At 66.5% G+C, this 23,485-nt stretch carries 27 protein-coding genes; 13 read left to right on the top strand and 14 right to left on the bottom strand.

Features of this window, described 5'->3' with window-relative positions:
- Positions 1-31: 31 nt before the first annotated feature.
- From LFT44_RS00775 to LFT44_RS00765, 3 genes are read left to right on the top strand one after another with little or no spacing between them, the layout of a single operon-like run.
- Positions 32-1,225, top strand: coding sequence for a Gfo/Idh/MocA family protein (locus tag LFT44_RS00775; RefSeq protein ID WP_236800525.1), 1,194 nt, complete (start codon positions 32-34; stop codon positions 1,223-1,225).
- A 26-nt stretch (positions 1,226-1,251) separates the two neighbouring features.
- Positions 1,252-2,253: a sugar phosphate isomerase/epimerase family protein gene (locus tag LFT44_RS00770; protein WP_236800524.1), complete on the top strand. Its 1,002-nt coding sequence runs from the start codon at positions 1,252-1,254 to the stop codon at positions 2,251-2,253.
- A 3-nt stretch (positions 2,254-2,256) separates the two neighbouring features.
- The gene (locus LFT44_RS00765; RefSeq protein WP_236800523.1) at positions 2,257-3,123 is read left to right on the top strand and encodes a TolB family protein; all 867 of its coding nucleotides are present in this window, start codon (positions 2,257-2,259) and stop codon (positions 3,121-3,123) included.
- Here the strand turns inward: LFT44_RS00765 and LFT44_RS00760 are convergent.
- The 3 genes from LFT44_RS00760 to LFT44_RS00750 all read right to left on the bottom strand — a co-directional run bounded on the left by LFT44_RS00760 (position 3,120) and on the right by LFT44_RS00750 (position 5,549).
- The gene (locus tag LFT44_RS00760) at positions 3,120-3,992 is read right to left on the bottom strand and encodes a glycosyltransferase (RefSeq protein WP_236800522.1); all 873 of its coding nucleotides are present in this window, start codon (positions 3,990-3,992) and stop codon (positions 3,120-3,122) included. The genes LFT44_RS00765 and LFT44_RS00760 overlap by 4 nt on opposite strands.
- Positions 3,993-4,233: 241 nt before the next feature.
- Positions 4,234-4,596 (bottom strand): hypothetical protein, encoded by a 363-nt coding sequence (locus LFT44_RS00755; RefSeq protein WP_236800521.1) that lies wholly within the window; start codon positions 4,594-4,596, stop codon positions 4,234-4,236.
- A gap of 53 nt (positions 4,597-4,649) precedes the next feature.
- Positions 4,650-5,549, bottom strand: a complete 900-nt coding sequence (locus LFT44_RS00750) for an SDR family oxidoreductase (RefSeq protein ID WP_236800520.1) — start codon at positions 5,547-5,549, stop codon at positions 4,650-4,652.
- 220 nt (positions 5,550-5,769) lie between these two features.
- Here LFT44_RS00750 and LFT44_RS00745 point away from each other — a divergent pair, with 220 nt between their 5' ends.
- From LFT44_RS00745 to LFT44_RS00735, 3 genes are read left to right on the top strand one after another with little or no spacing between them, the layout of a single operon-like run.
- On the top strand, positions 5,770-6,294 hold the full coding sequence (locus LFT44_RS00745) for a DUF6328 family protein (protein ID WP_236800519.1): 525 nt from the start codon (positions 5,770-5,772) through the stop codon (positions 6,292-6,294).
- A 3-nt stretch (positions 6,295-6,297) separates the two neighbouring features.
- Positions 6,298-6,960 (top strand): DUF6766 family protein, encoded by a 663-nt coding sequence (locus tag LFT44_RS00740; protein ID WP_236800518.1) that lies wholly within the window; start codon positions 6,298-6,300, stop codon positions 6,958-6,960.
- A 56-nt stretch (positions 6,961-7,016) separates the two neighbouring features.
- The gene (locus LFT44_RS00735) at positions 7,017-7,367 is read left to right on the top strand and encodes an LPXTG cell wall anchor domain-containing protein (protein ID WP_236800517.1); all 351 of its coding nucleotides are present in this window, start codon (positions 7,017-7,019) and stop codon (positions 7,365-7,367) included.
- Here LFT44_RS00735 and LFT44_RS00730 read toward each other — a convergent pair.
- From LFT44_RS00730 to LFT44_RS00710, 5 genes are all read right to left on the bottom strand, one after another.
- Entirely contained in the window at positions 7,364-8,485 is a 1,122-nt protein-coding gene (locus LFT44_RS00730) for a glycerate kinase (protein ID WP_236800516.1), read from the bottom strand. The genes LFT44_RS00735 and LFT44_RS00730 overlap by 4 nt on opposite strands.
- Before the next feature lie 74 nt (positions 8,486-8,559).
- The gene (locus tag LFT44_RS00725) at positions 8,560-9,369 is read right to left on the bottom strand and encodes an SDR family oxidoreductase (RefSeq protein ID WP_236800515.1); all 810 of its coding nucleotides are present in this window, start codon (positions 9,367-9,369) and stop codon (positions 8,560-8,562) included.
- Between the two features lie 99 nt (positions 9,370-9,468).
- Complete coding sequence (locus LFT44_RS00720) at positions 9,469-9,915, bottom strand: hypothetical protein (protein WP_236800514.1); 447 nt, start codon at positions 9,913-9,915, stop codon at positions 9,469-9,471.
- A gap of 89 nt (positions 9,916-10,004) precedes the next feature.
- Positions 10,005-10,454 (bottom strand): hypothetical protein, encoded by a 450-nt coding sequence (locus LFT44_RS00715; protein ID WP_236800513.1) that lies wholly within the window; start codon positions 10,452-10,454, stop codon positions 10,005-10,007.
- Between the two features lie 175 nt (positions 10,455-10,629).
- Positions 10,630-11,406, bottom strand: coding sequence for a class I SAM-dependent methyltransferase (locus tag LFT44_RS00710; RefSeq protein ID WP_236802977.1), 777 nt, complete (start codon positions 11,404-11,406; stop codon positions 10,630-10,632).
- A gap of 226 nt (positions 11,407-11,632) precedes the next feature.
- On the opposite strand from LFT44_RS00710, the gene LFT44_RS00705 reads away from it, so the two are divergent.
- The 3 genes from LFT44_RS00705 to LFT44_RS00695 all read left to right on the top strand — a co-directional run bounded on the left by LFT44_RS00705 (position 11,633) and on the right by LFT44_RS00695 (position 16,088).
- Positions 11,633-13,288 (top strand): ATP-binding protein, encoded by a 1,656-nt coding sequence (locus LFT44_RS00705; protein WP_236800512.1) that lies wholly within the window; start codon positions 11,633-11,635, stop codon positions 13,286-13,288.
- A gap of 19 nt (positions 13,289-13,307) precedes the next feature.
- Complete coding sequence (locus tag LFT44_RS00700; protein ID WP_236800511.1) at positions 13,308-14,855, top strand: putative bifunctional diguanylate cyclase/phosphodiesterase; 1,548 nt, start codon at positions 13,308-13,310, stop codon at positions 14,853-14,855.
- Positions 14,856-15,026: 171 nt separating this feature from the next.
- Positions 15,027-16,088 (top strand): EAL domain-containing protein, encoded by a 1,062-nt coding sequence (locus LFT44_RS00695; protein WP_236800510.1) that lies wholly within the window; start codon positions 15,027-15,029, stop codon positions 16,086-16,088.
- Positions 16,089-16,142: 54 nt separating this feature from the next.
- On the opposite strand, the gene LFT44_RS00690 is transcribed toward LFT44_RS00695, so the two are convergent.
- Positions 16,143-16,379: a DUF6480 family protein gene (locus LFT44_RS00690; protein WP_236800509.1), complete on the bottom strand. Its 237-nt coding sequence runs from the start codon at positions 16,377-16,379 to the stop codon at positions 16,143-16,145.
- A gap of 135 nt (positions 16,380-16,514) precedes the next feature.
- On the opposite strand from LFT44_RS00690, the gene LFT44_RS00685 reads away from it, so the two are divergent.
- A complete protein-coding gene (locus tag LFT44_RS00685) occupies positions 16,515-16,883 on the top strand; it encodes a hypothetical protein (RefSeq protein ID WP_236800508.1) in 369 nt (122 codons plus the stop codon).
- 33 nt (positions 16,884-16,916) lie between these two features.
- Here LFT44_RS00685 and LFT44_RS00680 read toward each other — a convergent pair whose 3' ends face one another.
- From LFT44_RS00680 to LFT44_RS00665, 4 genes are all read right to left on the bottom strand, one after another.
- Positions 16,917-17,744: a glycerophosphodiester phosphodiesterase gene (locus LFT44_RS00680; protein ID WP_236800507.1), complete on the bottom strand. Its 828-nt coding sequence runs from the start codon at positions 17,742-17,744 to the stop codon at positions 16,917-16,919.
- Between the two features lie 46 nt (positions 17,745-17,790).
- Positions 17,791-18,039, bottom strand: coding sequence for a hypothetical protein (locus LFT44_RS00675; RefSeq protein WP_236800506.1), 249 nt, complete (start codon positions 18,037-18,039; stop codon positions 17,791-17,793).
- 121 nt (positions 18,040-18,160) lie between these two features.
- Entirely contained in the window at positions 18,161-18,979 is an 819-nt protein-coding gene (locus LFT44_RS00670) for an HAD family hydrolase (protein WP_236800505.1), read from the bottom strand.
- A 119-nt stretch (positions 18,980-19,098) separates the two neighbouring features.
- Positions 19,099-19,656, bottom strand: a complete 558-nt coding sequence (locus LFT44_RS00665) for a hypothetical protein (protein WP_236800504.1) — start codon at positions 19,654-19,656, stop codon at positions 19,099-19,101.
- A 137-nt stretch (positions 19,657-19,793) separates the two neighbouring features.
- Here LFT44_RS00665 and LFT44_RS00660 point away from each other — a divergent pair, with 137 nt between their 5' ends.
- Together LFT44_RS00660 and LFT44_RS00655 are read left to right on the top strand one after the other, a co-directional pair.
- On the top strand, positions 19,794-20,225 hold the full coding sequence (locus LFT44_RS00660; protein WP_236800503.1) for a LexA family protein: 432 nt from the start codon (positions 19,794-19,796) through the stop codon (positions 20,223-20,225).
- Between the two features lie 23 nt (positions 20,226-20,248).
- Positions 20,249-21,547, top strand: a complete 1,299-nt coding sequence (locus LFT44_RS00655; protein ID WP_236800502.1) for a Y-family DNA polymerase — start codon at positions 20,249-20,251, stop codon at positions 21,545-21,547.
- Positions 21,548-21,630: 83 nt separating this feature from the next.
- Here the strand turns inward: LFT44_RS00655 and LFT44_RS00650 are convergent, their stop codons facing one another.
- Positions 21,631-21,777 carry a lmo0937 family membrane protein gene (locus LFT44_RS00650; protein ID WP_236800501.1) on the bottom strand — a complete coding sequence of 49 codons (147 nt, stop codon included), beginning with the start codon at positions 21,775-21,777 and terminating at the stop codon, positions 21,631-21,633.
- Positions 21,778-22,067: 290 nt separating this feature from the next.
- On the opposite strand from LFT44_RS00650, the gene LFT44_RS00645 reads away from it, so the two are divergent.
- Positions 22,068-23,246, top strand: a complete 1,179-nt coding sequence (locus tag LFT44_RS00645) for an ABC transporter substrate-binding protein (RefSeq protein WP_236800500.1) — start codon at positions 22,068-22,070, stop codon at positions 23,244-23,246.
- Positions 23,247-23,485: the final 239 nt, after the last annotated feature.

Genomic DNA, 23,485 nt, shown 5'->3' with positions numbered 1-23,485 from the left:
CCAGCAAGCAGGAAGCACCCAGGAACGCATCATGACCATACCCGCTCACCCGTCCGAATCCCCGGCCTCCCGGCCGGCTTCCCGCCCGTTGGGGGTGGCTGCCATCGGTTATGCCTTCATGGGCAAGGCCCACTCCAACGCGTGGCGGAATGTGGCCAGCTTCTTCGACGTCCCGGCCTTCGAGCAGAAAGTCCTCGTGGGCCGGGACGCCGACGCCGTGGCGGAGGCGGCGGCCAAGTATGGCTGGGCCGAGTCCGCAACGGACTGGCGGACGGTCATCACGCGGGAAGACATCGACATCGTGGACATCTGCGCGCCGGGCTGGATGCACGCCGAGATCGCCATCGCCGCACTGGAGGCGGGCAAACACGTGCTGGTGGAAAAGCCGCTGGCCAACACCCTGGCCGAGGCCGAACTCATGACGGCCGCCGCTGCCAAGGCCCGTGCCAAGGGAGTGCAGTCGATGATTGGCTTCAACTACCGCCGCGTCCCGGCCCTGGCCTTGGCGAAGGAACTGATCGCTGAGGGCCGGCTCGGCACGGTCCGGCACGTCCGTGCCGCCTATTTGCAGGACTGGCTCAGCGACGCCCAGGCCCCCATGACGTGGCGGCTGCGCAAGGAAACTGCCGGTTCCGGCGCCCTGGGCGACATCGCCTCCCACGCCATTGACCAGGTCCTCTTCCTCCTGGGCGACCAGGTCACGGAGGTCAGCGGCCGGCTCAATACCTTCGTCAACCAGCGTCCCGCCGGAAACGGCGCCGGCTCCGGGTCCAAAGAGGACGTAACGGTCGACGACGCCGCCTGGGCCACGCTGTCCCTCACCTCCGGGGCCATCGCCTCAGTGGAGGTCTCCCGGGTGGCCACCGGCAGGAAAAACAGCCTCCAGATCGAAATTTATGGCGACAAGGGCAGCCTGTTGTTCGACCTGGAGAACCTCAACGAACTCGGTTTCCTGGACGCCACCCTTCCGGTCCGCGAACAGGGTTTCCGCAGGATCCTGGTCAACGAACCCGAGCACCCCTACCTCGAGGCGTGGTGGCCGCAGGGCCACATCATCGGCTGGGAGCACACCTTCACCCACCAGATCCGCGACTTCCTCGCCGCGATCAAGGACGGAACCCAGCCTTCGCCCTCGTTCGAAGAAGGCCTGAACGTCCAGTACGTCCTGGACGCGGTGGAGCAATCCGCAGCCAACAAAAGCACCCTCACCGTCGTCCGCCAGTAGCACCGCCCACCAGTTAAGGACCCCTCATGCCCCGCCCTTTCACCCTGTTCACCGGCCAGTGGGCCGACCTGCCCTTCGAAGAAGTCGCAAAGCTTGCTTCCGGCTGGGGCTACGACGGCCTGGAAATCGCCGTCTCCGGCGACCACCTGGACGCCTGGCGCTGGGACGAACCCGGCTACGTCGAGTCCAAACTCGAAATCCTGGACAAGTACAACCTCAAAGTCTGGGCCATCTCCAACCACCTCAAAGGCCAGGCCGTCTGCGATGACCCCATCGACTTCCGCCACCAGGCCATCGTCGGGTCCAAGGTCTGGGGCGACGGCGACCCCGAAGGCGTCCGCCAGCGCGCCGCCGAGGAGATGAAGCACACGGCCCGGCTCGCCAAGGCCCTCGGCGTGGACACCGTCGTCGGGTTCACCGGCTCCTCCATCTGGCAGTACGTGGCCATGTTCCCGCCGGTCCCGGACAAAGTCATCGATGCCGGGTACCAGGACTTCGCCGACCGCTGGAACCCCATCCTGGACGTCTTCGACGAAAACGGCATCCGCTTCGCCCACGAAGTCCACCCGTCCGAGATCGCCTACGACTACTGGACCACCGTGCGCACCCTCGAAGCCATCGGCCACCGCGAAGCGTTTGGCCTGAACTGGGACCCGTCCCACATGATGTGGCAGGGAATTGACCCCGTCTCCTTCATCTGGGACTTCAAGGACCGGATCTACCACGTGGACTGCAAGGACACCAAGGTCCGCCAGACCGGCCGGAACACCGTCATGGGCTCCCACTTGCCCTGGGGCGACCCCCGCCGCGGCTGGGACTTCGTCTCCGCAGGACGCGGCGACGTCCCCTGGGAAGCCTCCTTCCGCGCCCTGACGGCCATCGGCTATGACGGCCCCATCAGCATCGAATGGGAAGACGCCCGCATGGACCGCCTCCACGGGGCCCCCGAAGCCCTCGCCGCCCTCAAGAAATACGACTTTCCCGCCTCCCAAACCAGCTTCGACGCCGCGTTCAGCAGCAAGGACTAGCGCGTGCGCGGGCTTCGGCCGGGCCAGCGCTGCGAAGTATGGGTTGCCCCGGGCTCAGGGGAAGCGGAACGGGCATACTCCACGGGGAATATGCTCCTTGAGGCACCTAACTGGACACTGGACGGCCGGGCTCTGATCCTCAACGGGGCTGGCAGGCTGTGGCGGTTCGATCTGAGGGAAAGCTCCCTCAGCGAGGTTCCGCTTACGGGTATTCCGGAACTCAACAACGACCACGTCCTGGACCCTGACGGTGGCCACATCTTCCTCTCGGGCGAGGACGGCCATATCTACCGGGCACCCCTAGCGGGCGGCCCAGCCGCCAGGATCACGGACGATGACGGCTCCTGGCACTTCCTGCACGGCGTCAGCCCCGACGGCCGGCACTTGGCGTACGTGGACATCGCAGCAGGCGACTTCAGCAAACCCGGCCGGCTGCGGACCATCCCGGCAGCAGGCGGAGCTCCCCACGATGTGGAGGTCGGCCCAGGACACTGCGACGGGCCCGAGTACGCGCCCGACGGGAACTGGCTGTACCTCAACACCGAGTCCTTCAGCACCATTCCCGGGCATGCCCAGCTTGCCCGGGTCCGTCCGGACGGCAGCGGGTTCGAGCGGCTGCTGAACAGCAGCACCGTCGATTGGTTCCCGCACCTGTCCCCTGACGGCAGGCTGGCCAGCTACGTCCGCTTCCCCGCCGGAACCCAAGGCCACCCCGCTGACCTGCCGGTCGACGTCGTCCTTGTGTCCACCAGTGACTGGACCGCGCCGCTGCACACGTGGCCGCTATTCGGTGGCCAGGGCACCCTCAACGTCAACAGCTGGTCGCCGGACTCCCAGCGCTTCGCCTACGTGGCATACCCGCTCGACTAGGGCGTGCGCGCCGACTCCTGGCCAAGGACGACGTCGTACGCCTCCACGGCGCGGTCCGTTACGGTGGTGGGTGATTCCAGGTGGACCGCGCCAGAGGGCAGGATGCCTGCGCCGCCGTCCCGTTCCATGACCTGCCACTGGGCCACTACGTCCTCCCCCGCGTGCCCGTCGGGAAGGCTGGTCCAGAACCGGAACCCGCCGGCGTCGTTCAGTGCTTCCCTTCGGTACAGCACGCACCCGCCCAGCCATGCGACGTGGTACGGCACCCACTGGCCGGGCTGCAGCGACAGTTCGGCGCTGAGGTGGCTGAGGTTGGCGGCGCTGTGCAGCGGCCACTGTTCGAATTCCGGGGTTCCCGGCCGGACGCGCTCCGGCGTCACGGGGCCGTCCCAGGCCTTGAAGTTTGCCGTCTGGTGTGGCCGGCGGTCGTCCAGGAAGGACAGGCCCTGGGGCGCCATTCCGACAAAACCGCACTGCAGTTCGTCAAGCGCCCGGCTCAGCCGTGCCAGAGCGCCCGGTTCCAGCCAGACGTCGTCGTCAAGGAAGAGGCACTGGTCCGCGGTGGACTGGTCCAGCAGGAACTGCCGGTGCTCTGCCAGTCCCCGGCGCGGGAGGTGGCGCAGCAGCATGACGGGCCGGCCCTGCGCCTCAAGCACCCGCACCATCGCGGCGGCAGCGGGGTGTTCCCAGGCAGGTTGCCCCGCTGACTGGTCGCTGACCACGACGGCGAACGCGGGTTCCTGCTGCGCGGCCAGTCCGGCGAGGGTGACGGCGAGTTCGGCCGGCCGGTTGCAGGTGGGCACCAGCACATCCACCACTGCCTCGTCCGGCCGGTCCTGCTGCTGCGCCCACCGCTCCGAAAACCTCATGCCCACGGTCCACCTTCCTGGCGTCGAAGTTGGCGCCGGCAGGGCAGCCCAACGTGCTGCTGCTGCCTGTTGCCGGCGAGTTGGTTTCGTGTAGTCCGTACCCAGCCGTGCGGCATGTATTCGCGTAGCCGTACCGCGCCACAGCTCCATGGGTCCGGACCCGGCCCTCGCGGAACGGCAAAAACCCCCGCCTCCGCTGCCGGGCGGCAGGGAAGCGGGGGCATTAGTGGATCAGGATGGCTTATCCGGCGTCGAAGCTCTCGTCGTCGTCATTGGGCGATTCCTCCTGCGGAAGGTCGTTGCCGCTTCCGTCGGGGATGCCGGCTGCTTCCCGGCCGGACTCGGATGAGACCGGCGCCGACCCCTGGGAATCGTCATTCGCCTCATCGATGTCCGCGGCGCTGGAGGGAAGGTCCATGTCGTGCGGGACGGGGTTCTGGCCTGTGCCCGACTGCGGCTCGTTGGTGTCCGCGCCGCCCGAAGAAGTGCCACCGCCGCCGGACTGCTGCCCGCCCTGCGTGCCGGCCGCCTCCTGCTCGGCGGTGGGGGTGCCGTAGCCGCCGGGAGCGGTCTCGGGTTCAGCCTGCTGGTTTTCCTGCGTCATGGTTCCTCCTGTTGTGCTTTGCCGATGGTGCTGGCCTGGTGAACTTTTGGGGGCTACAGCCCCTTACCGCCGGTGACCGGCAGGACTGCCCCGGAAATGTACGAGCCGTCTTCGGAGGCAAGCAGCACGTAGGCCGCCGCGAGCTCCGCGGGCTGCCCCGCGCGTTCCAGGGGTGTGTCCTGCCCGAAGGACGGGAGCTTGTCCGGCCACTCGGTGGCGGGGATCAGCGGCGTCCAGATGGGACCAGGGGCCACCGCGTTGACGCGGATCCCCTTGGGTCCCAGTTCCTGGGCCAGGGCCTTGGTGAAGGCCACCTGCGCCGCCTTGGTCATGGCGTAGTCGATGAGCCCGGGCGAGGGGTTGAAGGCCTGGATGGAGGCCGTGGTGATGATCGAGGCCCCCGCCTTCAGGTGTGGGACCGCAGCCCGCGCCGACCACAGCAGCGAGTAGAGGTTGGTCCGGAAGACCCGGTCAAACTCCTCGGTGGGAAGCGTCTCCAGGCTCTCGCGGTTCTTCTGGTATGCCGCGTTCAGCACCAGGACATCGAGGCGGCCGAATTCAGATACGGTCTCCTCAACGATGCGGGTGCTGAATTCCTCTTCGCGTCCGTCGCCGGGAAGGAGGAGTGCGCGGCGGCCGGCTTTCCGGATCCACTCTGCGGTGTCCTGCGCGTCGTCTTCCTCCTCTGGAAGGTAGGAAATGGCGACGTCGGCCCCTTCGCGGGCGAAGGCGATGGCCGCGGCCTTGCCGATGCCGGAGTCCCCGCCGGTGATGAGCGCGGCTTTCCCTTCGAGCTTGCCGTTCCCCTTGTAGCTGTGCTCCCCGTGGTCCGGTTTGGGGTCCATGGGCGCAGTGAGTCCGGGCTGTTTCTGTTCCTGCTCCGGGAACGGACCCGAGTGGTAGCCGCCGCGCGGATCTTTTGGCTGGTCTGTCTGCTTGTCCGTGTCGCTCATAGTCCGCCTGCCTGTGTCGGTTGACCTGTTCGGTCGGGAAGAGCACCGCCGCGCTCCGGCCCTTCGAAGCTATCGGGAGTGGCGGAACAAGTCCACCACTCCAAGGTAATAATCAGTAAACTTATCAAATGTCGTCGCAGGCGCAACGGCCGGCCTTGTTTCTGGGTATGGGAGGAGTAGAAAGAAGGCCTGGACGTGGCCGGAGTGGAAGGAGAGCCGCATGTCTGAAGTTGAGGACTATACGGGCCGGACGGGGCGGAATGAGACCCGTGAAGAGCAAATGGACCGTAACTGGGCGGAACTCCTGCAGGAGTTGCGCGTGCTGCAGACCGGGGTGCAGATCCTGGCCGGCTTCCTGCTGACGCTGCCGTTCCAGCAGCGCTTCGAAAAGCTGGACGACTGGGAGGTTGGCCTCTACCTCACGAACGTGGTGATCGCCGCGCTGACCACCGCCTTCATCCTCCTTCCGGTCAGCGTGCACCGGCGGCTCTTCCGGAAGCGGCTCAAGGAGATGCTGGTTTCCAGCGCCGATACCATCACCAAGATTGCCCTTGGCGGCATCGCCCTGCTGAGCGCCGGCACTGCCGCCCTGGTGTTCGATGTCGCGGCCGGCCGGTCCGCGGGGGTCGCCGCAGGCGGGGCGCTGCTGGGCGTCATGGTGGTCATGCTGGTGTTCGTCCCGCTTCGGCTGAACAAGCTGGCCAGCGGCAGGGCGCTTCCCCCGGCCGCCGCGAAGGAGGGTTAAGACATGCGTAAATGGGCGAAAGAGCACGGACTGCTGGTTGCGAACCTGGCCTGCTTCCTGGTGTTCTTCGTGGGCATGGTCCTCTCCGGCGCCGCATCGTACAGCGAGGACCAGCAGGCCCACGGCGAACCCGCGGTGTCCGTGCTCCAGTTCCTGGGCACCGGCGCTTTCGTCGAGGCTACGTTTGAGAACTGGGAATCCGAGTTCCTGCAGATGGCCATGTACGTGGTCCTCACGGTTTTCCTGTTCCAAAAAGGATCAAGTGAGTCCAAGCCGATAGGAAAGAAAGCAGCGCAGGACGAGGACCCGCAGCAGGCGGCGATCAGCAGGGCCACGCCGTGGCCCGTGCGGCGGGGCGGTGCAGTGCTCAAGCTGTACGAGAACTCCCTGTCGATCCTGCTCTTCGCCCTTTTCCTTGGATCCTTCGTCCTGCACGCCGCCGGAGGCGTGGACGAGTACAACCAGGACCAGCAGAGCCACGGCCAGCCCGCCATAACCTTCCTGCAGTACTTGGGCAGCAGCCGCTTCTGGTTCGAGTCCTTCCAGAACTGGCAAAGCGAATTCCTGGCCGTGGGCGTCCTGGTGGGCGCCTCGGTCTACCTGCGGCAAAAGGGGTCCCCGGAATCAAAGCCCGTCGCCGAACCCCACTACGAAACCGGCGCCTGAAGACCCCAACAAATCCAGCACCAATCCAACCAGCCCCACCCAAAAGGAGAGACTGTATGCGAACCTTTGTGCGAACCACCCTTCTGGCCCTGCTGCTCCTGGCCGCCCCGGCCCTGCCGGCCGGAGCGGCAACTGCGGCGGCACCGGCATCCGCCGCCAGCCAGGCAGTCCCGGAACAGGTGGCCTCGGGATCAACAGGCGCTGCGTGGGCGGCAGGCACTTCTCCCACGCCTTCTCCCGGGGATACCGCGTCCACCGGCCCGGCCAACCCCGGCACCGGGGAGTCGGCCCAGAATGAGAACACGCGCCTTAACTACACCCCGTGGGTGATTGCGGGCGTGGCCGTCCTGGTGGCGATCGCCATCCTGATCTTCCGGCGGCGCCGGAACACCACGATCGTCGGCTAGGCGCCCTCGAGTACCTGGCTTGTAACCCAGGCCAGGTACTTGCCGGCGTTCGCCACGGCGTCTTCCGGGCTGGATGCCACGTCCAGCAGCTGGGCAGCCGCCTCCACGCCGTGACCGGCGAGTTCCTCAACGGTCACCAGGATCCTGCCCGCCACCACGATCACAGGGATTCCGCGGTCCCGGGCGGCGTCGGCGAGCGCGATCGGGGCCTTGCCGGTGAGGGACTGCGAGTCCATGGATCCTTCCCCGGTGATCACCAGGTCCGCCTGGCCCAGTTGGTCCGCCAGTCCGGTGAGGTCGGCCACCAGCGCGAAGCCGCCTTCCAGGGTGGCGCCGGTGAAGGCAAGGAACGACGCCGGGAACCCGCCGGCGGCGCCCGCGCCGGGTACGTTCACGTCCCGGCCCGTCGCCTCCCGCAGCACTGACGCCCAGTTGCGGAGCCCGGCGTCGAGCATTTCCACGGCGTCCTGGTCCGCACCCTTCTGCGGCCCAAAGACGTGCGCGGCGCCGGTGGGACCGTACAGCGGGTTGCGGACGTCGACGGCGATGCGGAAGGTGGTGGCGGACAGCCGCGGGTCCAGCCCGCTCGTGTCCAGGGCAACCACATCGGCCAGCGAACCGCCGCCCAGGGGCACCACGTTGCCGGCGGAATCCAGGGGCTTCAGGCCCAGGGCGCGCAGGGCGCCGCTGCCGCCGTCGGTCATGGCCGAACCGCCCAGGCCCAGGACGATCTCCGTGGCTCCGGCATCCAGCGCCGCCGCGATCAGCTGGCCGCAGCCGTAGCTGTGGGCGCGCAATGAGTTGGCCGGTATCGGTTCCATGTCGGCCAGGCCCGACGCCTGGGCCGTCTCGATCACGGCGGTCACCTTGCCGTCACCCTTGTGGATAGCCCAGGCGGCACCGAGCGGGGCCAGGATGGGGCCAACCACCGCGTTCAGCCGCTCCTCATAGCCCGCCGCCACGGCCGCTTCCAGGGTGCCTTCCCCGCCATCAGCGATGGGAAACTGGGTAGCCACGGCGTCCGGGTACACCCGCAGGGCCCCTTCGGCGATGGCCGCGGCTGCCTCGGCTGCCGTCAGGGACCCCTTGAACTTGTCGGGAGCGATAAGAATGCGCATGCGGTCCATCATGCCAGCACGGCACGGGAAAGCGTTTGCCAAATCCGGGATGTGGACTTTCCCGCAGGGGTCGCTTAGGCTTCGCGCCAGTCGTGGCTGGTGATGTGCGAACCCGCCTGCGGTCCCATCTGCAGCATGCCACCGTCGACAACCCAGCCTGCGCCGGTGACATAGCTGGAGGCCGGCGAGGCGAGGAACGCGATGACGTTGGCGATCTCCCAGGCGTTTCCCGGCCGGCCCAGCGGCACCCCGGGCCGCTCCGCCGTCGTCGGGTCCTGGTCCTCCTGCCCGGTCATCGGGGTGGCAATCTCGCCGGGGGCCACCGTGTTGGCCGTGATGCCGTACTGTCCCAGCTCAAGGGCAAGCGTCTTCATGAGGCCGCCCAGTCCGTGCTTGGAGGCGTCGTAGGCGGATGAGCCCACACGCGGCTGGAACTCGTGCACGCTGGACACCGCTACAAGCCTTCCGCCCTTGCCTGCCTTGACCATGCGCCGTGCCGCAGCCTGCAGGCAGACGAACGCGCCGTTGAGGTTCGTGTCCAGGATCTGCATCCAGTCGTCGATTTCCATGTCCAGGAACTTGGTGCTTGCCCCCGTCCCCGCGTTGTTGACGAAGACGTCCAGTCCGCCCAGCTCCTCGGCAAGTTCGTCGATGACGCCTGCCGCGTGGCGCAGTTCAGTCGTGTCCAGCTGCCGGACCACAGCCTTGCGCCCCAGGCCCCGGATTTCCTCAGCAGTTTCCTCCGCCCCCTCCTTGTCCGACTGCCAGGTGACGCCGACGTCCATCCCGGCGCGGGCGAGTGCCACGGCAGTGGCCTTGCCGATCCCGGAATCGGATGCGGTAACGATGGCGGTGGTGGGGGCAAAGTTGCTGGTATCCGGCATGGCAGGCCTTTCGTTAGGTCGAGCGGTGCGTTCGGTTAACGGTCGTCGGGTTAGGCGGCGGGCGGCTCAGGCGGGCGGGCGGGTCAGGCGGGGGGTGGCTCAGGCGGGCCGGCGCATGTCCGGTTGATAGGACTCGCTGGCGGCTTCGGCCGCGTCCTCGCGGCCCGCCGCCTCCGAATCATCAGCGGTTTCCGGCACGGCCATCAGCGGGACGGCGAAGGTCACCACGGGACGGCCGTCAGAGTCGTCTGCGGACCTGATGGTCAGGCTCCGGGTGCCCGGCGGTACCGACGGGCTGAACACCTGAAGATTGCGGGAACCGATGGCGGCCGATTCCCGCAGGGTGTATTCGGTACCAAAGTGGTCCTGCAGGATGAGCCGCGGTTCGGGTGCGTTGTCCGAGGGCAGATGGATGTTGACCACCAAGCCGGAGGCCCACACCTCCACGGAAAGGACGGTGAACTCGGTGGCGGAGGTGACATGCCGTCCGTAGGTGGGGGGCAGCAGCATCCGACGCAGTGCGCCGGATGGAATCAGGTTGCTCATGATATGTCCTGTAGGTCTTGCGCTGGCGGTTGGCGGGTAGCGCCGGAGGATGATCCGGCGCGCGTCAAGCGCTGGGGCGCGGGTGCGGCTTAGGCGTCTTCCCGGTTGGGGTTTTCCAACCGGAAGAAGTTCGATTGGGTGCCGTCGCTGCGCTGTTCCTGGTAGATGAAGTTGAGTTTTCGGGAGTCGAAAGTGTCAAACCATTCCTCCCAGCTAACGTGGCGGAGCTTGTCGTCCTTGCCACCGAAGTCGATCCGCAATACGCCGAGATGGTCGCCGTGTTCCGTGCCCTCCACTGTGGCGGGCACGCCATCGCGCTCTTCCGCCCACTGCTTGATGACTTCGTGGTGCGTTGTGGCCAGGCTGCGGCCTTCACGCTCCGGCTCATCCTCGGTTGAGGTGACTTCCTGCGAGTACTTCAGGGACTTTGCGGAGTCCGGTCCGCGGCGTATCTTCCCGCCCTCCGGGCCGGCCCCCAGGCCCTCTTCGTCCCCGCTTCCATCCGATTCACGGTTCTTGCTGCCTTTGTCTTCTGCCATGCCCGCCTTCCTTTCACCCCGGGCTAACTAGTAAGTCTACTTACCATGGAGCCTCCGGACAGGACCCGCTGTCAAGGGGACGGAAGACACTCTGCGGCCTGCCTGCGGAAGATGGGCAAAATCTGCGGGACCGGCGAAATGCTGCCGCTGGTGGGCTGCTCTACTTGCAGGGCGACTACCGGAGCGGGCGGACCACCGCGTAGTAGCCGGGCACCCGGTCCTGTCCCGGGACGCCGGTCACGGGGTTGGTTTCAATGGCCACGTGGCCATCCTCCAGCAGTTCCCATGCCGACGCCGGGAAGGCACGTTCGCGCTCTTCGGGCCCGAAGTGCCCCGGCATGGGGAGTCCGCGGATGGCGAGTTCCAATGGCGCCGGAATGCCGCGGGTGGTGGCTCCGAGGTGGGACACGTACTCCACCGGATTCCCCTGGAAATTGGTTTCGGCCATGAAGACCGTGCCGCGGCGGCCGGCAAGGTGCCGCAAGTTTTCGACGAGTGCCGTTTGGTGCTCCGGGTCGAGGACGTGCAGTACGCCGCGGATGAAAACATTGGCCCCGTCATCGCCGGCGCCAATGGACCGTGCCAGGGCTGTACCGGCACCATCCGCCGTCATGTCCCGTGCTTCAAATGCTGCGGTGCTGCTGCCTGCCGACTCCGCGCGCGCCCTGGCAATGGCGTGCCGCGACACATCAACGCCAATGACCCTGGGAAAGATCCCGGCGAGTGCGCGGGTAAAACTGCCGTGCCCGCAGCCGGTGTCCACCACGGGAAGCGCGGGATCGAGGTAGCGCAGGAGACCGTCCTTGTAGCCAAGGAACTCATGGTCGCTGCCGGAGTCCCACAGGACCTGCCCGCCCGGGCCCGTGGCGGTGATGCCGGCCCAGTAGGTGTCCCATGCCTTATGCCGGTCCTTCGGGGCGTTCCGCGAGAGCCTGACGAGTTTGGGGATCATCAGGTACTTCTGCCAGGCCGAGGAGGATGACTTTGTTGGGGACACGGCTCAAATATATGTTCCCTTGCTGGGAGCCGCGGCACGTTGGGCTGGATTACGGCGCGCCACGCCGCACATCGCGCGAACCGGGACGGAAACGGCAGAGGTGGGACGGGCGTCCTCCCTGGTAGACCCGCCAGGCTGCCATCCCCCTAGAATGTACTCAACTGGGAGGGAAGGGAGCACTGTGACGGCTGCGCCGAGTGACGTCCTCCTGCCCCGCACCGCCGTCGTCGCCGATCCCGACGCCGGCCGGCTGGCCATCAACGCCCGGGCACTGCGCGAAGCCGGATACAGCGTCTTCGAAGCAACCGACGCCGATGGCCTCGCCGCCCTGCTGGACACCACCGAACCCTCCGTCATCGTCGCCGATGCTGTCCTGTCCACAGCATTGCCAAACGCCCCCTCCGCCGCGCCCGTCCTGGTAATGGTGGACCTGGACAACCCCCAGGAGATCGGCGCGGCCAACGCGTCAGGCGTCCACGACTGCATCACCAAGCCGCCGGCGCCCAGGGAGTTGGTCCACCGCGCCTCCGTCCTGATCGAGCAGGTGTCCCGGCGCCGCGCCTCCCGGCAGGAGGCCGAAGGGCTGCGCGGGCAACTGCGCGAGGTCTCGGCTGCGGTGCGCGCCACCAACGATCCCCAGGAGATCGCAAACCACGTCGTCGCCGGATTCGGGCGGACCTTCAAGGCGGACCACGTTGTCCTGGCCACCTTCGAGGACCACCGGGTCCCGGCGATCACTGCCGAGTGGCACCGACCCGGCCTGGCGGCCCTGCCCCCGGACGCCCTTCCCGGCGAAGACGAAGCCCGCGCCATGGCGGACACGCTCTGGGCGGGGACCGAGACCCTCTCTGCCGAGGGGAACGAGGCCGAGCCCAGGACGGATGACAAGCCAGCGGCGGCCGTCGCCGGAGCCGCCTCCACCCTTGCTGTGCCCATCGGCGAAGGAAATTCCTCCCTGGGCATCATCTGGATCGCCACGATGGACCGGCCCCGCACGTGGTCCAACGCCGAGCTGGGGCTGATCCAGCACGTGGCAGGCAACGCCGCCTATGGGCTGATCCAAAGCCACCTGATCAGCAGCCAGCAGCAGGTGGTGAAGCAGCTGCGCGAACTCGATAAAGCCAAGACAGACTTCCTGGCCACCGTGAACCACGAGCTGCGCACGCCGCTGACCTCGATCATGGCGTACCTGGACATGATCCAGGAAAGCACCGAGCACCCCGTGTCCAGGGAAGTCCACCAGATGCTGGACATCGTGGTCCGCAACACCGAACGGCTCCGGACGCTCATCGAGGACATGCTCAGCGTCTCGCGCGGCGGCCTCGACAACACGGAGATGCACCTGGCACCGGTCCGCCTGGGACACACACTGGACCTCGTGGCCGCGGCGCTCCGGCCGTTGGCCACACTGCAAAACGTGACCATCGACGTGGACCCGGTGCCGGAGGATCCGGAAATCCTTGCCGACGAGGTGCAGCTGCAGCAGGTATTCACCAACCTGGTGTCCAACGCCATTAAGTTCACGCCCAAGGGCGGAAGGATCGAGGTGGGCAGCGAATCCCACGCGGCGGAAGACGGCTCCAAGTGGGCCACCGTGCGGATCGCTGATACCGGCATTGGCATTTCGAGTGATGAAATCAACCACGTCTTCACCAGGTTCTACCGCGCCTCCAACGCCATGAATGGCGCCATCCCGGGGACGGGGCTGGGCCTTGCCATTTCCAAGGACATCGTGGACCGCCACGGCGGGCGGATCGACGTCGACTCCACCTTGGGCGCCGGGACCACGGTTACCGTCTGCCTCCCCCTTGGGACCGACCGCGTGCAGGCCAACTAGGCGCCGAAGGAGGACTGCCATGTTTGCCGACGACGACCCCCGGCTTTCCCAGCTGCTGGAAGGCATTGTCCGGCTTGCCTCCGGCGACCTCAATTCCCGCATCGAGGTCTCACCTGCCCGGGATGAGCTGGATGCCATCATCATGGGCACCAACCTGCTGGCCGAGGATCTGCAGGTCATTTACGAGGAACTCGAGCAGCGGGTCCAGGTCCGTACCCAGCTCCTGCACGAGGCACACCTCGAGATGCAAAAAATGGCCATGCAGGACCCGCTGACAGGCCTGGCCAACCGTTCGGCGCTGATCGAAGCCCTTCGCACCGCCCTGGAGGCGCGCCCGGGGCCGGAGCGGGAACCGGCAGAAGGTCCGGCCATCCTGCTGATGGACCTCGACGCGTTTAAGTCGATTAACGACAGCATGGGGCACACCGCGGGTGACCAGGTGCTGGTGACCGTGGGCGAAAGGCTGCGGACCGCCGTCCGGGCATCCGACGTCGTTGCCCGCCTGGGCGGGGACGAGTTTGCCATCGTCATGCCGTCGGCGTCGGCGGACCAGGCTGCGGTGGTGGCACACCGGATCCTGGCCTCGCTCAATGACCCGATTGAACTGCCCGGCCGCAGCGTGCGCTGTGGTGCCAGCATCGGGCTCAGCGTGGGCAGCGAAGGCCAGACCCCGGAGGACATGCTGATGGAGGCCGACGTCGCCATGTACGCCTCCAAGGCTGAGGGGCAGAACAAGCTGCACAGGTTCGAGCCGGCCTTGCTGCTGATGCGGCGGCTCCGGAGCCAGTTGGTGGACGACCTGCGGGCCGCCATCAAGGACGACGCGCTGACGCTGCACTACCAGCCGGTGGTGGAGCTTGGTACCGGACGGATTGAAGGCGTGGAGGCGCTGGTCCGCTGGAACCACCCCACCCGCGGCTTCATCATGCCTGACGAGTTCATTCCCCTTGCCGAGGAAGCCGGGCTGATCTCGGAACTGGGCCTGTGGGTGCTCCAGACCGCGGTGAAGCAGCTCCGGTGCTGGACAGACGCCGAGTTGGTGGACAGCACCTTCTCGGTGCGCATCAACATTTCCGCTACCGACCTGCAGAGCCTGCAGTTCATTGAGGACGTGCGGAACACCCTCCAAGACACGGGGGTCAAGCCGGAGCAGGTGGTCCTGGAACTGACGGAAGTGGCCATCGTCAAAGGCAACGAGTTGGACCGGTATTCGCTGGGCGGGCTCCGCGGCCTGGGCGTGGGCATTGAAATCGACGATTTCGGCACCGGCTACTCCTCCATCAGCTATCTCCGCCGGCTGCCGGTGGACCGGGTCAAGGTGGACAGATCGCTGATCACTGGCCTTGAGAGCGACCCCAGCCAGCCCGCCCTTGTGGCAGCGGTGCTGCAGCTGGTGCGAGCCTGCGGACTGGAGGCGGTCTGGGAAGGCGTTGAGACGGCGGAGCAGGCGCAGATCCTGCGGGACCTGGGCTGCCGCAGTGCCCAGGGCTACTACTTCAGCCGTCCCGTTCCGCCGGAGCAGATCCCGGATCTGCTGGCTGACCAGCAGGAAAGCGCTAACCAGTAGCGCAAAACTACTGCGCTTTTGGAGCCGCCGTTATACGATCAGCGTGCGGTGTCCGGTTCGTCGCTGCCGCGGAATTCAGGGTCGTTCGGCACCGTACTTTTATAAGGCGTTTGGAAATTTGAACATAATTGGGCCATTGGGTCATTACTTCGTCAACTGGGGGCGTTGCTAATGTCGGTTCGGGTACAGGCATGGGGAATTATCGCCGCTGTCCTGGCGGATACGGATCCTGCGGGAGCGGCTGTCCGGCAGCGGTTGAGCAACAGCCTCGACGAAAATCCCGGCGTGCCGGAGCGGGCGCTGCTGGAGTATCTGCTTGAGACCAGGCGCAGTGATGCCAATACGGTGGAGACGCTGCAAACGGCCAGGGAAATGCGCCTGACCCCGCCCGCCCTGCCACCGCAGTTCGCAGAGCAGTTGGACGCCATCCGCAGCATGTCCCGGATAAGCGCCCTGCTCGATAACCAGATGCTGATGACCGCCTTCCAGCCGATCTATGGGCTCGAAGGAAAAACCGTGGTGGGTGCAGAGGCTCTCTCCCGTTTCGTCAGCGACGACGGAGCCGCCGCTGAATTGTGGTTCGCCGAGGCAGCCGCCGTGGGCCTTGGGGCAAACCTTGAGTTTTCGGCGCTCGGCTCCGCTGCCGCGGCGGCCCGCACCCTGCCGGAAGACCTATATGTTTCGCTGAACATTTCGCCCACGTCCTGCACGGACCCGCGGCTGCCGGAGCTGTTCGACCACATCGAGCTTCCCATCGACAGGGTGGTTCTCGAATTGACCGCGGATATTCCGGAAGAGGAATACCTGCAATTTATTTCTGCGATTAATCCGCTGCGCGAAAAGGGGCTGCGGATCGCCGTCGACGACACCCACACCGGCGCAGGGGCACTGAGCCGCATGATCCACCTGCGGCCCGACTTCCTCAAGGTGGGCCGCAACGTCATCGCCGATGTGGACAAGGACGGGCTGCAGCACGCCCTTGCGTCGTGCCTGGTGGACTTCACCGAGCAGATTGGTGTGACTCTGGTGGCGGAAGGCATCGAGACTGTGGGCGAACTGAAGGCCCTCACCGAGCTTGGCATCAGCGCCGGCCAGGGCTACCTGCTGGGCCGGCCGTCCGTTCGGCCCGAGGACTGGGCCAACTGGAACACGCGCCTGGACATGGACGGCCTGGAGCGACACCTCGCCGGCCCGGGCAAGTCGCAGAAGAAGCGGGGCACAACGGCGTCGTGACGATGGACCAGCGGCCGGCGGACCGAAAGCCGCCAGCCGCTGCCCACCCAGGCACTATTCGGAGTGGCCCTGGTCCCTGCTCATTTGGTCCTCGGCGGGCGGGGTCTCCCCGGGAGGAACTCCCCCGCCCGGCTCCAGGCCGGTGACGTTGCCCTCCGCAGGGTCGGGGTTCGGCGATCCGCCCGACTCTTTGCTGCGCTGCTCAGCGAGGTGGGGCTGGGCGGCGCCAACATCGTCCTTCCCGGGACGGTCGGGATTCGCGGGGTCATTTTCCGGATGGTAAGTGCTCATGCTGCCATTCCTTCCTCTCCGGCTGCGGTTCGGTTCCCCAGCACTGGACTAATTGTAAGCATGCTGATAATTCTGGAGGAGTAGGGCCGGTTAGCCGCTGGGGCGCCGGCATACGACGTCGGAAGGAGCAGTCAGATGGGAATCGGCGACAGCATCGGCAAGGCAGCGGAAAACGCGATGGAGGACCTGGCCGGGACATCCAAGCCGACGGAAAAGATGGATGTTCCGAATCCGGCGGACCCCAATGACGACGTTGAAGTGCACTCTTCCCTGAGTGAGGGTTCGAATGCGATGGAGGCGGAGAAGCAGAAGGCTCCAGGCCTCAAGACCGGGGCCGCCCCGGCCCCGGTGTCCAACAGCCCGTTGGGCGGGGACATTGATGAGACGGACAACGACAGGGCGCACAGCGACATGGCCCGGAACGACCAAAAGCAGAACGAGGCGTCGGACGACGGCGGCCTGGCCGGCGATGCGACAGCGCCCACCGAAGCGGACCGCGGCTAAGTCTCCCGACAGGTTGGATAAGCCGGGTGCGCTTCAGCCGGCCGGGTCCTCCGGCCCGGGCGCATGCCGCCACTGGCCGCGCGCCCGCAGCACGTCGCGAAGCAGGTCCGCCCGGTCCGTGACAATCCCGTCCACGCCAAGGTGGAGGAGCCGGCGCATTTCCGCCTCCTCATTGATGGTCCATACGTGCACCACCAGGCCCAGCTCATGGGCGCGCCGGATGAAGCCGGCAGTGACTACAGGTATCCGTCCATAGCGGACGGGTACCTGCAGTGCGTGCACGTCGCGCAGAGTCCGGCGCATCAGCCGCTGGAACACCGGGCGTGGCAGTACCGGGCCCAGCAGCGTGAAGAGGGCATTCGAGGCCACTCCGGCGGACGAAGCCACCGGTTGGCTGAGCAGCTTGAGCACCGCCCGCCGTCGGCGGTCCGAAAAACTGGTGACCAGCACCCGGTGGTGCACCTGGTGCCGCTCGATGGCGGCCGCAGTGCTGCGGACCGAGCCCCAGTCCTTGACGTCGAGGTTGAGCCGGGCGTCGGGAAGCTGGGTTACCAGTTCGTCGAAGGTGGGGATGGGCTCGCGGCCGTTGATCCGCGCCTTTGCCACCTCCGCCGCGGGCAGCTCCGCCACCCGGCCCTTGCCGTCCGTCACCCTGTCCAGGGTTTCGTCGTGGAAGAGCAGCAGCACGCCGTCGGACGTGGTGTGGACGTCCGTTTCGAGGTACCGGAAGCCGAGTTCAACGCCGGCGCGGAACGCGGCCATGGAGTTTTCCAGACCCTCGCCCGAGAACCCGCGGTGGGCCATGGCGATGGGCAGCTGCCGCCCGGCGTCGTCCGGGTGCTCGAAGAAGGGCAGGGTCACACTGCGAGCGTACCCGAGGCCCGAGGCCTTCAGTCAGCGCGGCAGTTCAGCCATCGCAGGGAAGGATGTCCACGCCGTCACCGCAGTGCAGCAGGGTCCGCCCGCGGCCGCCGTCGAGGTGGACCCAGACCGCCGTGTGGTCCGGCGTGATGGTGTCCACCACGCCGCCCGATTCAAAGCCGGGCGAAAAGAGGACCCGGACCCGGTCGCCCTGGCGCAGCTGCTTCCAGTGCGGAGCGGGCGTTGCTGCGCGGAGCGGCGCCTCAGCTGCGTGCTGCTTGGTGCTTCTTGCCATCGTTACCCCCTTTGAGCCGGCGGAGGTGCCTGCTCTCCACGCTTGACGCTACGGCGGGAAGGTAAACGCCAGGTGAGCGGAAGCTGGGAAAACGGTGGCGCCGGATGCGGCAGGCTGGGGTTCAGGAAAACTGGACGCCCAGGGAAGCGAGGCGGGCCTCCAAAACCTGGGCCACGCCGTCGTCGTCAAAATGCGGTGCCTGCTGCCCCGCCGCGCGGATGGCCTCCGGGTGGCCGCTGGCCATGGCATAGCCGTGGCCGGCCCACCGGAGCATTTCAATGTCGTTGGGCATGTCCCCGAAAGCCACTACGTCGGCGGCCCCGATGCCCAAGGCGGACGCATACTCGGCCAGCGTGACGGCCTTGTTCACGCCGGGCAGGGACAGTTCCAGCATCGCGACGCCGGGCGAAGAATGGGTGGCCGCGGCCAGGTGTCCGACAGCGGGAGCCACCTCGGCGAGGAAGTCGTCAGGCGTGCCGTCGCGGACGATGGCGAGGAATTTCACCACAGAGTCCTCGCCGGTGAGCGTGTCCTTCAGCGGCGCCGGGGTGAATTCGGCGAGCAGCTCGCTGGACTCGTTCTCGATGAAGCCCGGTTCCAGATGGAAGCCGGTGAGCGTCTCCGCGGCGAACAGCGCAGCCGGGCGGAGCTCCTTGATGATGCGCCGGACTTCCAGGACAGTGTTGATGGCCAGGGTACGGGCGGAGACCAGGCGGTCCGCTTCCAGGTCCCACACCACGGCGCCGTTTGAGCAGATCACGCGGCCGGTGTGGCCCAGTTGTTCTTCGAGGGGGTGCAGCCACCGGGGTGGCCGGCCTGTAACAAAGACAAGTTCGACGCCGGCATCACGGCAGGCGTGGAAGGCGCGGACGGTGCGGGGGCTGATTTTTCCGTCATGCCCGAGGATCGTTCCGTCGATATCGCTTGCTACCAGCCGCATCCTGCAAGTCTACGTGGGTCATTGGGCAGCCGGAGTGCGCTGGAAGGCGGCAGGGCGTCGTCGTACTTCCCCGCAACGCACCTCCCGCGTCTGTTGGATCACGGACGTGCCCCCTTCCATCAGGGGATGATGGCAGCCGATTCCACGGAGTAGAGCCGGGCATAATTCAGGCACATGCTCAGGCTTTCATCGGCGGGGACCCGGTTGCCGGTGAGGGCTACCGGGTCGCGGTTGGCAAGCCGGGGGCCGGCGGGCAGGAGGAGTGTTTCGCCATCGAGGCTGGTTCCTTCGGGGAAGATCAGCGTGTAATCATCCCCAGCCTCCGACTGCAGGATGACACAGCCTGCCCCGTCCTTGGCCAGCGTGCCTCTGAGCTCCGCCTCAGGCCCGGAAGCGGAAGGCTGGCCGGAATGGACCGCCACTTTCAGCCCGTCCGCGCCCTGCAGCATGCCGGTGGCAAGTTCCGGGGAGGCCGGCACCGGCCGGAAGGCGTAGCGGCTGGCGGCGCCGTCCGCAGGGTTCATGAGGAACTCCACTCCCCGCGCCTGGTCGGTGTCCAGGTTCCGAGGTGCCGTTGTCGGCGGGGCTGACGGCTTCGCCTGCCCCTCCGGCGGGCCGCTGTACTCGCAGCCCGTCAGCGCGGCGAGTATCGCTGCAGGAACCAGCCAAAACCGCACGAACCGCATCCGCTTCCCCCAGAGCTGACAGTGCTCCCAGCCTAGCCTCTCCGCGCCCTGGACCGTGAGGAGTGCCGGTTGTCAGCCTCCGGGGCTACACTGAAACTATCGAACATATTTTCGAATAAAGGTGTGTTGTGGGCGTTATTGTCGGTCCCCGCGTGATAGACGCGGGTGCCTCGTTGTTCTCGGTGCTGATCTCACCCGTGGCGGTGGCGGCGGGCTTTCCGTCGCCCGCACAGGACTACTTTGACGGCCGGATCGACCTGAACGCGCACCTGATCAAGGACATCACCAGCACCTTCGTGGTCCGCGTGACCGGTGACTCCATGGAGGGAGCGGGCATCAGTGACGGCGACGAACTGATCGTGAACCGGGCGTTGGAGCCCAAGGACGGATCCGTGGTGATCGCGGTGCTTGACGGCGAACTGACGGTCAAGCGCCTCCGCATCACCCGCACCGGGGTGCTGCTCCAGGCGGAAAACCCCAAGTACCCGGACATCCATGTGCCCGCCCTGTCCGAGCTGACCGTCTGGGGCGTTGCCACCAGGTGCCTGCACCATGTTTGAGGCCGTGATGGCTGGGAAGTCCCATGGCTAAGCCTATGGTGATGCGGCAGATGCCGCAGATCGCTCATGTGGACGTCAACTGCTTCTATGCCTCGGCCGAGCGCGCGTTCGACCCCTCCCTGGAGGGACGCCCGCTGGTGGTGCTGTCCAATAACGACGGGTGCGCGGTGACCCGCTCCCCCGAGGCGAAAGCCCTGGGCATCACCACCGGTGAACCCTGGTTCAAGCTCGCGCCGCGGGCCAAGGAGTGGGGCCTGGTGGCAAAGTCGAGCAACTATGAGCTGTACGGGGATATCAGCGCCCGTGTGATGGAACTGCTGGGCAGGTACTCGGCTTGGCTGGAGGTCTACAGCATTGATGAGGCATTTCTGGGCGTGAAGGGCGGCCCGGGAGAGCTGCTGGCCCTGGGCCGCAGGATGAAGGAGGCAGTCCGGCGGCACGTGGGCGTCCCGGTCTGCGTGGGCATTGCGCCCACCAAGACCCTGGCCAAGCTCTGCAATAAGTGGGCCAAGAACAATCCTGCTTTTGGCGGGGTCTGCCTTTGGGAGTCGGTCCCGGCAGACATGCGGGAGGCGCTGATGGGCCGCCTGCCCGTGGATGAGATCTGGGGCATCGCCGGCCGGCTCACCAGGCGGTTGAACGTCCTGGGGATCTTCACCGTCCTGGACCTGGTCCGCGCGGACCCCGTGGTGATCCGCGACAGGTTTTCCGTGGTCCTGATGCGCACCGTCCTGGAGCTCCGCGGCACCCCCTGCATCCCCATGGAGGAGGAACGGATTGGACGCGACCAGTTGATCTTCTCCCGCTCCTTCGCCACGCCTGTGACCACCACCGCAGGCCTTCGGGAGGTGCTCAGCATCTACGGGCAGCAGGCAAGCGCCAGGCTCTCAAAGCACGGGCTGCAGGCGAAGGTCCTGACGGCATTCGCTGCCACCTCCCCGTTCAGGGACAACGAGCAGGCCTACCCCTCGGTATGCGTCTCACTGCCCATGCCCACGGCGGATCCGCTGCTGCTCACCAAGGCCGCGCACGCCCTGTTGCCGCACACCCGCGAAGGGCTGAAGTATGCCAAGGCGGGCCTGATGCTCACCGACCTGCGGCCCACGGGAAACCAGCCGCCGCTGAAGCCGTTCGAGAACCGGCATGAGGAACGCGGGATCGGGCCGCTGCTTGAGGACGTGAGCAGGCGTTTCGGGCGGGGTGCCATCGGATTGGGGCACGCGGGCATCAAGTCCGGTTTGGACTGGACCATGAAACGGGACATGCGCTCCCCCCGGTACACCACGCACTGGGACGAACTCCCCCTGGTCAAAGCGGCCTGAAAAGCGGCAGGTCCCGCCGCCGGCACAGTGCCAGCGGCGGGACCTCATTCCTGCATGGAAGTCTTAGTCCGGACGTTGCCCGCCTAGACGCGCTTCCGGGCTGTGACGAAGTGGAAGATTAGGACGACTACTGCAACGACCAAAAGAATGTGGATAAGGCCGCCGCCGATGTTCGCGAGCAGTCCGAGAAGCCAGAGAACAGCGATGATAATGGCGATCCAAAGCAACATGAGAGTCTCCTTGACTAGTTTTTCAAAATCCCCATGCGGGCCACGTACCCACCAAGGCGGCAGCTGAATCAATGCAGGCGAAACAGGAAAAGCAAGCGTTGATCGCATCCGCCGCCGATACCGGCTGCCTATCAGCCCAAACCAAGACGTCGCGCTACGAATTTTGACTTCCCGCTACGCCGCGTTGAGCCTGCGAGTCGCCCCGTGAACGCCTGCTACATGATCGATTGTCGGGCCGCCGGGCGCTCCGTAATCTCGTCTCAGCATCCGCCCGCAGCAAAGGATTTCCCATGGCAAACCCGCAGGACAACAGTCCGCAGAACCAGCAAGGCTCCACCCGCATCGTCGCCGGCCAGTCCGCCAAACCCAACCGCTCGGTAGGCCTGAAGATTGGGATCGCGGCAGCCGTCCTGGCCCTCATTGGCGGGGGTGCCGCCGTCGCCTCCTCCGTTAACAGCGCCACCCCTGCCGCCACGCAGGAGACCGTCCCGTCCGGCAACCCCGCCGCCGAACTGAAGCTGGGCTACTTCGGGAACGTCACGCACGCCCCCGCACTGGTGGGCGTCAGCAAGGGCTTCATCGCCGATGAACTCGGCAGCACCAAGCTCAGCACGCAGGTCTTCAACGCCGGCCCCGCAGCCATCGAAGCGCTGAACGCGGGCGCCATCGATGCCACCTACATCGGACCGAATCCGGCCATCAACTCGTTCGTCAAGAGCCAGGGCGAATCCGTCAACATCATCGCCGGCGCAGCCGCCGGTGGTGCGCAGCTGGTGGTCAAGCCGGAGATCAACTCCGCCGCGGACCTGAAGGGCAAGACCTTGGCTTCGCCGCAGCTTGGCGGCACGCAGGACGTGGCGCTCCGCGCCTGGCTTTCGTCCCAGGGATACAAGACAAACGTCGATGGCAGCGGCGACGTCGCCATCAACCCCACGGAGAACGCCCAGACCCTCAAGCTGTTCCAGGATGGAAAGCTCGACGGCGCGTGGTTGCCTGAGCCATGGGCCTCACGCCTGGTACTGACCGCCGGAGCCAAGGTACTGGTGGACGAAAAGGACCTGTGGGACGGTTCGCTGTCCGGCAAGCCGGGCGAGTTCCCCACCACCATCCTGATCGTGAACCGGAAATTCGCCGCGGACCACCCGGACACCGTCAAGGCCCTGCTGAAGGGCCACGTGAAATCGGTTGAGTGGCTGAACTCAGCGTCCACCAGTGAGAAGGCCACCGTCATCAACGCGGCACTGAAGGAAGCTGCCGGCGCCGAGCTCAAGCCCGACGTTATTGACCGCTCCTTGAAGAACATCGTCTTCACGGTGGACCCGCTGGCCGGGACCTACCAGAAGCTCCTGGCCGACGGCGTGACTGCCGGCACTACCAAGCAGGCCGACATCAACGGCATCTTCGACCTGCGGGCGCTCAACAGCGTGTCCGGCGACAAGACCTCGGCGGCGGGACTCGGCAAGGAGTAGCTCTCACCCCCATCCATTGCTGCGTGTGGGCGGCGCCACCTGCACCCCGCAGCCGGGCCTACCTGGGTCCACTACGCCTCGGTGCCGGCGCTGATTTCTTGCGCAAATCCTGTGCTTTTGCGGCGCCAAGGCTGGAAAGCCCGCCGCTAGGCTGAGGGGGTTGCCCTGCGGCGGGCGGCGAAGGATTGGGGGTTGCCGGTGCACGGTTTCGGGACAAACAGGGATTCGCTGTCGAAGGT

Source organism: Arthrobacter sp. FW306-05-C (genome assembly GCF_021801725.1).
GTDB lineage: Bacteria > Actinomycetota > Actinomycetes > Actinomycetales > Micrococcaceae > Arthrobacter.
The sequence above is the reverse complement of the archived record's forward strand: the minus strand, read 5'-3'. Positions and strand labels throughout refer to the sequence as shown.

Bases quoted from the DNA above. Each gene is read 5' to 3' on its own strand.
- LFT44_RS00700 (WP_236800511.1), top strand. From the start codon at position 13,308: ATGTTTGCCGACGACGACCCCCGGCTTTCCCAGCTGCTGGAAGGCATT.
- LFT44_RS00645 (WP_236800500.1), top strand. From the start codon at position 22,068: ATGGCAAACCCGCAGGACAACAGTCCGCAGAACCAGCAAGGCTCCACC.
- LFT44_RS00675 (WP_236800506.1), bottom strand. From the start codon at position 18,039: ATGGCAAGAAGCACCAAGCAGCACGCAGCTGAGGCGCCGCTCCGCGCA.
- LFT44_RS00710 (WP_236802977.1), bottom strand. From the start codon at position 11,406: ATGATCCCCAAACTCGTCAGGCTCTCGCGGAACGCCCCGAAGGACCGG.
- LFT44_RS00730 (WP_236800516.1), bottom strand. From the start codon at position 8,485: ATGCGCATTCTTATCGCTCCCGACAAGTTCAAGGGGTCCCTGACGGCA.
- LFT44_RS00755 (WP_236800521.1), bottom strand. From the start codon at position 4,596: ATGACGCAGGAAAACCAGCAGGCTGAACCCGAGACCGCTCCCGGCGGC.
- LFT44_RS00650 (WP_236800501.1), bottom strand. From the start codon at position 21,777: ATGTTGCTTTGGATCGCCATTATCATCGCTGTTCTCTGGCTTCTCGGA.
- LFT44_RS00740 (WP_236800518.1), top strand. From the start codon at position 6,298: ATGCGTAAATGGGCGAAAGAGCACGGACTGCTGGTTGCGAACCTGGCC.
- LFT44_RS00715 (WP_236800513.1), bottom strand. From the start codon at position 10,454: ATGGCAGAAGACAAAGGCAGCAAGAACCGTGAATCGGATGGAAGCGGG.
- LFT44_RS00750 (WP_236800520.1), bottom strand. From the start codon at position 5,549: ATGAGCGACACGGACAAGCAGACAGACCAGCCAAAAGATCCGCGCGGC.
- LFT44_RS00775 (WP_236800525.1), top strand. From the start codon at position 32: ATGACCATACCCGCTCACCCGTCCGAATCCCCGGCCTCCCGGCCGGCT.
- LFT44_RS00745 (WP_236800519.1), top strand. From the start codon at position 5,770: ATGTCTGAAGTTGAGGACTATACGGGCCGGACGGGGCGGAATGAGACC.
- LFT44_RS00655 (WP_236800502.1), top strand. From the start codon at position 20,249: ATGGCTAAGCCTATGGTGATGCGGCAGATGCCGCAGATCGCTCATGTG.
- LFT44_RS00720 (WP_236800514.1), bottom strand. From the start codon at position 9,915: ATGAGCAACCTGATTCCATCCGGCGCACTGCGTCGGATGCTGCTGCCC.
- LFT44_RS00670 (WP_236800505.1), bottom strand. From the start codon at position 18,979: ATGCGGCTGGTAGCAAGCGATATCGACGGAACGATCCTCGGGCATGAC.
- LFT44_RS00760 (WP_236800522.1), bottom strand. From the start codon at position 3,992: ATGAGGTTTTCGGAGCGGTGGGCGCAGCAGCAGGACCGGCCGGACGAG.
- LFT44_RS00770 (WP_236800524.1), top strand. From the start codon at position 1,252: ATGCCCCGCCCTTTCACCCTGTTCACCGGCCAGTGGGCCGACCTGCCC.
- LFT44_RS00695 (WP_236800510.1), top strand. From the start codon at position 15,027: ATGTCGGTTCGGGTACAGGCATGGGGAATTATCGCCGCTGTCCTGGCG.
- LFT44_RS00725 (WP_236800515.1), bottom strand. From the start codon at position 9,369: ATGCCGGATACCAGCAACTTTGCCCCCACCACCGCCATCGTTACCGCA.
- LFT44_RS00685 (WP_236800508.1), top strand. From the start codon at position 16,515: ATGGGAATCGGCGACAGCATCGGCAAGGCAGCGGAAAACGCGATGGAG.
- LFT44_RS00735 (WP_236800517.1), top strand. From the start codon at position 7,017: ATGCGAACCTTTGTGCGAACCACCCTTCTGGCCCTGCTGCTCCTGGCC.
- LFT44_RS00690 (WP_236800509.1), bottom strand. From the start codon at position 16,379: ATGAGCACTTACCATCCGGAAAATGACCCCGCGAATCCCGACCGTCCC.